Annotated in this window: 6 protein-coding genes and 2 pseudogenes; 6 read left to right on the top strand and 2 right to left on the bottom strand. The window is 52.3% G+C overall.

Going from position 1 to position 6815, the window contains the following annotated elements; genetic code table 11:
• The first annotated feature begins 103 nt into the window (after nt 1–103).
• From QQ91_RS02975 to QQ91_RS02960, 4 genes and pseudogenes are all read left to right on the top strand, one after another.
• Entirely contained in the window at nt 104–2254 is a 2151-nt protein-coding gene (locus tag QQ91_RS02975) for a tachylectin-related carbohydrate-binding protein (protein WP_166283922.1), read from the top strand.
• 244 nt (nt 2255–2498) lie between these two features.
• Nucleotides 2499–3371, top strand: a complete 873-nt coding sequence (locus QQ91_RS02970; protein WP_166283920.1) for a pirin family protein — start codon at nt 2499–2501, stop codon at nt 3369–3371.
• Nucleotides 3372–3476: 105 nt separating this feature from the next.
• Nucleotides 3477–5108, top strand: a complete 1632-nt coding sequence (locus tag QQ91_RS02965; protein ID WP_166283918.1) for a tetratricopeptide repeat protein — start codon at nt 3477–3479, stop codon at nt 5106–5108.
• A gap of 84 nt (nt 5109–5192) precedes the next feature.
• Nucleotides 5193–5297, top strand: a pseudogene (locus tag QQ91_RS02960) (IS1 family transposase); the annotation flags it as partial.
• A gap of 283 nt (nt 5298–5580) precedes the next feature.
• Here QQ91_RS02960 and QQ91_RS21580 read toward each other — a convergent pair.
• The gene (locus QQ91_RS21580) at nt 5581–5760 is read right to left on the bottom strand and encodes a bluetail domain-containing putative surface protein (RefSeq protein WP_284707152.1); all 180 of its coding nucleotides are present in this window, start codon (nt 5758–5760) and stop codon (nt 5581–5583) included.
• A 32-nt stretch (nt 5761–5792) separates the two neighbouring features.
• Between QQ91_RS21580 and QQ91_RS02955 the strand changes: the two genes are divergently transcribed.
• Both QQ91_RS02955 and QQ91_RS02950 read left to right on the top strand, forming a co-directional pair.
• Nucleotides 5793–6239, top strand: coding sequence for a DUF3592 domain-containing protein (locus QQ91_RS02955; protein ID WP_166283914.1), 447 nt, complete (start codon nt 5793–5795; stop codon nt 6237–6239).
• A 24-nt stretch (nt 6240–6263) separates the two neighbouring features.
• Nucleotides 6264–6386 (top strand): annotated as a pseudogene (locus tag QQ91_RS02950) (transposase); the annotation flags it as partial.
• A gap of 66 nt (nt 6387–6452) precedes the next feature.
• Here QQ91_RS02950 and QQ91_RS02945 read toward each other — a convergent pair.
• Nucleotides 6453–6734 carry a hypothetical protein gene (locus QQ91_RS02945; RefSeq protein WP_166283912.1) on the bottom strand — a complete coding sequence of 94 codons (282 nt, stop codon included), beginning with the start codon at nt 6732–6734 and terminating at the stop codon, nt 6453–6455.
• Nucleotides 6735–6815: the final 81 nt, after the last annotated feature.

The raw sequence follows: 6815 nt of genomic DNA, 5'->3' as shown, positions 1-6815 counted from the left end.
CACAATGTCGTGGATGCTCTCATTGCTCTATTTTCTGGAAGCCCCAAACCTTTCTTACTTCAGCCTGAGTAGTTACCTTTCACCATTAAATCCTAGGAAAAATATGTCATACCAGGCATCTCGAGAACTCGTGGTCATAGTCAAGCCTGAGATTCACCTGCGGGCTCACCCAGAAACTTTGACCTCCAGAAACGCCTCCGATGTTTCATCCCTCAACAACCTACTCAGCTCGGAGCATATTGTCTTAGAACCCTTATTCGGGCTTTCCGAAGATCGACTGATCGAGCGATCGCGATCCCCACGGGAATCCTTTGCCCCGGTCGATGATCTTTCAACCTATTATCGGGTCAAGGCCGACGATGATCAGTTGGATCGTTTAGCGGAACTGCTTCGGGCAGAGGCCGGTATCGAAACCGCCTATGTTAAGCCTGCTGCTGAGCTAGCCGATGTCATCAATCCCATGAAGGCCTCTCGCGCCGCCATACCGCGAATCACCCCACAATTTCGTAGCCGTCAGGCCTATCTAGATGCTCCACCCGCGGGTATTAATGCCGAGTATGCGTGGGGGTTGCCAGGCGGAAACGGCAATAATGTTCAGATTATTGACATTGAGGGGGCATGGCGATTTTCCCATGAGGATTTACTCCAAAATCAAGGGGGAGTCGTCGGCGGAACTCCAATTGACGATATAGACTGGCGTAATCATGGAACGGCCGTAATCGGAGAGTTCAGCGGGGACCAAAATAATTTTGGCATTGTGGGAATATGTCCAGGGGCTAGAGTTTCAGCTATTTCCTTTGATGGTATCGGAACCGCTAACGCAATTCGTCAAGCGGCAGATCGGTTACAACCGGGGGATGTAATTTTGATCGAGCTGCACCGTGCTGGGCCGCGCTTTGATTTCCAAGGACGCTTAGATCAACGCGGTTACATTGCCATCGAATGGTGGCCCGATGATTTTGCGGCAATCCGCTATGCCACGAACCGAGGGGTAATTGTGGTTGAAGCAGCTGGTAACGGTGCCGAAAATTTAGATGACGGGTTGTACGAGACGAACCCCGGTTGGTTTGGCCCACAGTGGCGCAATCCCTTTAACTTGGCCAATCTCCAATCTGGTGCCGTAGTGGTTGGTGCCGGTGCGCCACCGCCGGGAACCCATGGCCGGAATCATGGAGCAGATCGATCCCGCTTAGATTTTTCCAACTATGGCAGTCGCCTTGATGCTCAAGCCTGGGGACGAGAGGTCACCACTTGTGGCTATGGCGATCTCCAGGGAGGATCTGATGAAGATCTCTGGTATACCGACGAATTCAGCGGAACTTCGAGCGCTTCACCGATTGTCGTGGGAGCGATCGCCTGTATTCAAGGAATCTTAAGAGCTCAGGGGAACCCCCCGCTCACTCCCCTTCAAGCTCAGCAAGCGCTTCGCAATACGGGATCGCCTCAACAGGATCAGCCCGGACGACCTAGAAGTCAGCGCATCGGGAACCGGCCTGACATTAGAGCCATGCTGGCCCGGGCAGGACAGACTTCATCGGGGATCATCTATGCCGTTAATCTGGCAGGCGATTTATTATTCTACCGTGACGAAAATCAAGACGGAACGGGCGATGTCAGAAACCCTCAGAGGATTGGTCGCGGCGGCTGGACAAACTTTGAGTTCTTGTTTTCTGGCGGCAACGGGATCATTTATGCTGTGAGTCCTGCAGGTGACTTATGGTTCTATCGTGATCGAAATCAAGACGGAACGGGCGATGTCAGGAATCCGCAGAGGATTGGTCGCGGCGGCTGGACAAATTTTAGGTTTTTGTTCTCGGGCGGCGAGGGGATCATCTATGGGGTTAGTCCCTCTGGCAACCTGCTCTTTTACCGAGATTCCAACCAAGATGGCAGCGGCGACGTATCAAATCCAAGCATTGTTGGGCATGGTGGTTGGGCGAATTTTGAGTTTCTGTTCTCGGGCGGGAATGGCATTATTTACGCCGTGAACCCAGCCGGAGACCTGCTGTTCTATCGAGATAAAAACCGGGATGGAACTGGCGATCTCAAAAATCCGAAGGTCATTGGTCGTGGCGGATGGAACCGGTTTCGATTTCTGTTCTCAGGTGGAAATGGCCTTATTTATGCCGTGAATTCAAGCGGAGATCTCTTATTTTACCGAGATAAGAATCAAGACGGAACCGGTGATGTCGCGAATCCGAAAGTTATTGGTCGTGGCGGCTGGAATCAATTTACCAATCTCTTCGCAGGTTAGTCAGGGTGTTCCGGGCTCTGAACCACCAACGCAGAGCAATGCAGAACAAAACCCTAACGGGTTGAACTAACCCAATGGGTTGGACAACAAAATCTTGATCGTCGCAGCTCATGGTTTAAAGTCGCAACAATTCACTGTATGTTGGGTTTGAGTTAACCTGAGTTAAAGGATCTCCCGGATCACCCGGCGCAGGTTAATTCAAACCCAATTTTAGCTACTGGCACTGCAATGACGACGGATTTCAATGACTCGAACAATACTCCATCTGCTCACGCCTCATAGTCAAGATCTTGGTGGATTCCAAGCTCGGCGGTGCTTGCCCCATGCGGCGCTAAAGATGGTGGGTCCTTTCATCTTTTTTGATCATATAGGACCTGCCACATTTCCCCCAGGAAAAGGGGTTGATGTTCGCCCTCACCCTCATATCAACCTGGCAACCGTGACCTATTTATTTGATGGGGCGCTGATGCATCGCGATAGTTTGGGATCAGTGCAGAAGATCCTGCCGGGAGCCGTGAACTGGATGACGGCTGGGCGCGGCATTGTTCACTCAGAGCGATCGCCCCTGGACACTCGCGCTCAGAGGACGACTCTCCATGCCATTCAGACCTGGGTCGCCTTGCCTGAGGAGCATGAAGAAACCGAACCGACGTTTCGCCATTACTCCGCAGAGATGTTGCCGCAATGGATTGCGGAGGGTGCCACGATCAAATTAATTGCGGGGCAGGTTGGGGAGTATCGATCTCCCGTTCACACCTTTTCCCCGATGGTGTACCTGGAGGTGCAGCTTATGTCAGGCGGCAGCTATAGAATTCCAGCAGATTATTCAGAGCGAGCGATCTATAGTGTGACAGCAGGATTAAGGGTGGAGGGTGAGCCGTTAGACCAGCATCGGCTGGCTGTCTTAGCACCTGGTAAGTCTGTGAACATTAGCGCAGATCAAGAGGCTCGCTGTGTTGTGATTGGGGGAGAAGGGGTTGGCCCTCGCATTAAATGGTGGAATTTTGTCTCCAGTCGCCCAGAGCGCATCGAGCAGGCTAAGCGAGATTGGCAGCAGCAGCGGTTTGAGTCAGTTCCTGAGGAAGAGGAGTTTATTCCGCTGCCCGAAGACGGATAACCACATAGGACGCCCGAAGCCTAAAAAACGAAGTGCTTGAGTTCCCTAACTCCTAAATTACCCGCTATGCTGATCCAGAGGTGCTAGGGCTTAAAGGTTTTACCCGTGATTAACCTGGATTCTGTGGGACTGAATGGAAGCGTGCTGGTCAGGGTTGTTCGTCTAGGTTTGGGAGTGTGTCTGCTGGTGAGCAGCGGTCTTCTTGTGGAAACCCCTGGGGTGTTTGCTCAATCCAGGGTGCAAATGAGCCAGCTCCCAGCCCTGGATTATCTTATTAGAGCAGAACAGCGCCTCACTCAAGGGGATTATCAGGGCGCGATCGCAGACCTCAATCGGGTAATTCAGATTGACTCAATGTTTGCACCAGCCTACATATTTCGAGGGGCGGCAAAAGTCAACCTAAGAGACTACCCGAGTGCGATCGCCGACTTCAATCAGGCGATTCAGCTTGATCCAACCCTGGCCCTAGCCTATGTAGGTCGAGGAGAGGCAAAAGCCAACCTGGGGGATTATCCGAGTGCGATCGCCGACTTTAATCAGGCGATTCAGCTTGATCCAACCCTGGCCCTGGCCTATGTAGGTCGAGGGGTGACAAAAGCTAACCTAGGAGACTACCCAGGGGCGATCGCAGAGCTCAATCAGGCGATTCAGCTTGACCCAACCCTTGCAACTGCCTATGCCAATCGCAGCGAAGGGTATACCCTCCTGAAAAAAGGGTCAGAGGCTCTCCAAGATGCAGAACAGGCAATTCGCCTAGACCCCAAGCTCCACTATGGTTATGTGGCACGAGGGGCGGCGCGCATCGAAACAGGAGACTTTGCGGGAGCGCAGGCTGACTTTGATCACGCCCTGCGTCTAGCGCCCAAGGAAGGATTTGCCTACTACTGGCGGGGACTGTTGGCCCTCAAGCAGGGACAATATCAGCAGGCGATCGCGGATTATGACCAGGCCCTTCGCTTAACGCCCGCAGTTGCTGGTTACGAAAACTATAGCCTGACAGCGCGTCGTCTATGGGAGGGCAAAACCGCCACCCAACCCTCTGCGCCGCCCCCTAGAACCTCAGACCCAACATCCGTTTCACCCACACCCCCGGATCCCCGCCTCTCCAGCAGCGACTCTGCCAATGTCTACCAGATTGCCGGATCCACAACGGTCCTGATCAGTGGCCAGCATCCCGGTTCCGGCGTGATTGTTTCCCGGATTGAGAACACCTACTATTTACTCACCGCCAGACATGTGGTGGAAACCCCAGACGAATATCGAATTATCACAGAAAATGGCAACAGCTATCCGGTGGACTATGCCCGAGTCATCAAGCTGATCGGAAGCGATCTGGCCGTGATCCCCTTTTCCAGTAACAAAACCCTACCCATCGCTCAACTGGGCAACTCCAAGGGAGTCAGCCAGGGCGATGCTATTTTCATTTCCGGCTGGCCAGCCGTAGACGAAGCCATCACTCAGCCCTCCCATCTGGTCACACGGGGCGAAATCGTGGGGGTTCGATCCGGGAATAGAGATGGCTACGAGCTGCTGTACGATAACTCCACTGGCCCCGGCATGAGCGGCGGCCCCATTTTTAACCGGCAGGGACAAATCATTGGCATCCATGGGCGCGCAGCGGGCAACCCGTTTTCCGGTAAGGTGGGGATTAATCTGGGCATCCCCATCCATCTGTTTTTGCAGCAGGCTCCCCAAGTTGGCCTCAATATCCAACAACTGAGGCTACAGCCAAACTAAGCCTGATTCTAATTTAGTTTGTGTTTCTTCATGAACGGCCTCCCTCCCTTGCTCTTCCCCTATCCTAGAGGTAGACATTATGGAAAACGCTTAGCCCGCCGAACTATTTGTTTTTCCAAATCGCCAGTGATGCACGATACCGTAATTGGCTTATTCATCAATCGATTCGAGTTCGGATTAGATGTTTAGTGATGTTTCCACATATCTAGAACACTACCCTAAACTCATCCCCGCAATCGCCATCAACACTCTGGGCGCTTGCGTCATTCTCATCGGGGCGAATCTGCCTCATCGGACTGCGGCGATCGCTACAGTATCCGTTGGTTACAGTATTTCAGTGATCGCATCCAGGTAGGGTTGGAGTCGGGCTTTTTGTTCTGGGGTCATTTGCACTACCAAGTGGGTTGGTAGTACTATCCTCGGCTGATCCCCTGATTTCTGCAAACCTGACATGCTCCCAATCAAAAGCTGCCTAAAAAAAGAAGTTAGACACTGCAATAGTGTCTAGGGCAGGCAAGCTACCAGAGTATCCTGTGATGTTGACAATCGTATCGCTTCCACTTTGAAAACCGACTACTCCATCATCAATGATTAGGTAAGTCCCCGCGATCGCCCCTAGGGGAGAACCCGCTGGAGCGATCGCTGGAACCAATGCCGAATCTCTCTTTCACGAGGTGCAGTTCTATGGGTTTTAAGTCGCATCCCGTCAATTTTGAAGATCAACTCAGCGCCCTAATCGGGCTGGTGATTGGCCTAGTTTTCATCGGGGCGGGGGGCTGGGTCCAGCAGCGCAATCTACTGGAGCAGACCCACTGGGTCGAAGCCCAGGGGACAATTGTGGAGACGGTAAGTCGGCGAGAGCGCGATGGGGACTCGGAAGAGACCACCTATGCCCCGGTGATTGAATTTGAGGTGAATGGCGATCCGGCTCGTTTTATTGGAAAGTATGAGTCCTATCGGTTGAGTCGGGGCAATCAGATGTTAATTCGCTATGACCCCACTCAGCCGGAAAAGACGGCACGGGTTATTGAGCCCTTGGAAGGGGCTGTCCCCTGGACAATTTTGGGACTGGGAGGACTGGTGATAGTGTCTAGTTTGTGGAAGGTCATTCCGGTTCGCTGGTCGGGGTAATCCGGGGAGTAGCGGCTAAGTTGAGTGGGGATTGACCGCGAGGGGAACAAACACCTACTTGGCCTGTGGATTGGAGAAGCCGAAGCAGAGAGCGCTAAGTTTTGGCTCAAGGTGCTCACTGAGTTGAAGACCAGAGGACTCAAAGATAGAGAGTGTTCTGAATTTTGTGTAAAGGTTCTTTCGCTAGATGGAAAAGCGTTCTGGAAACAGAATCTATGTACAGGATAAAACCTCTGGAACCTTTGTTGAATCTTGATTACAGACACATCTCAGTAATTCCAGCGCCTCGCGTAGCTTATAGGTTACCGTTGAACTGTTGAGGAAGATTTGTCGCAACGTATCAAAGCCACAGCGAAACAGACTTTTCTCCGGGCGACCATGCTTTTTGAGCTTCAATGGCTCAGCGTTGACTTGTACCTGCCCCATCAATACTGACCACGATAAGGCAATCGTCAGCAAAGCCATCAGCTTCTTGAGTCTCTCTGCTTCAGTCATATGGGGGTAGTCCTAAACCTGTAAGGATGCATTGTAATGATGGATGAAGTACCAGATAGCGCCAATATGGTTCTCCAGCTT

The organism is Lyngbya confervoides BDU141951 (assembly GCF_000817775.3).
GTDB lineage: Bacteria > Cyanobacteriota > Cyanobacteriia > Thermosynechococcales > Thermosynechococcaceae > Lyngbya > Lyngbya confervoides.
This window is presented reverse-complemented; position numbering and strand designations above follow the sequence as displayed.

What these genes read in the sequence shown, in the direction of transcription:
- QQ91_RS02975 (WP_166283922.1), top strand. Translation starts at nt 104, where the DNA reads ATGTCATACCAGGCATCTCGAGAACTCGTGGTCATAGTCAAGCCTGAG.
- QQ91_RS02970 (WP_166283920.1), top strand. Translation starts at nt 2,499, where the DNA reads ATGACTCGAACAATACTCCATCTGCTCACGCCTCATAGTCAAGATCTT.
- QQ91_RS02955 (WP_166283914.1), top strand. Translation starts at nt 5,793, where the DNA reads ATGGGTTTTAAGTCGCATCCCGTCAATTTTGAAGATCAACTCAGCGCC.
- QQ91_RS02945 (WP_166283912.1), bottom strand. Translation starts at nt 6,734, where the DNA reads ATGACTGAAGCAGAGAGACTCAAGAAGCTGATGGCTTTGCTGACGATT.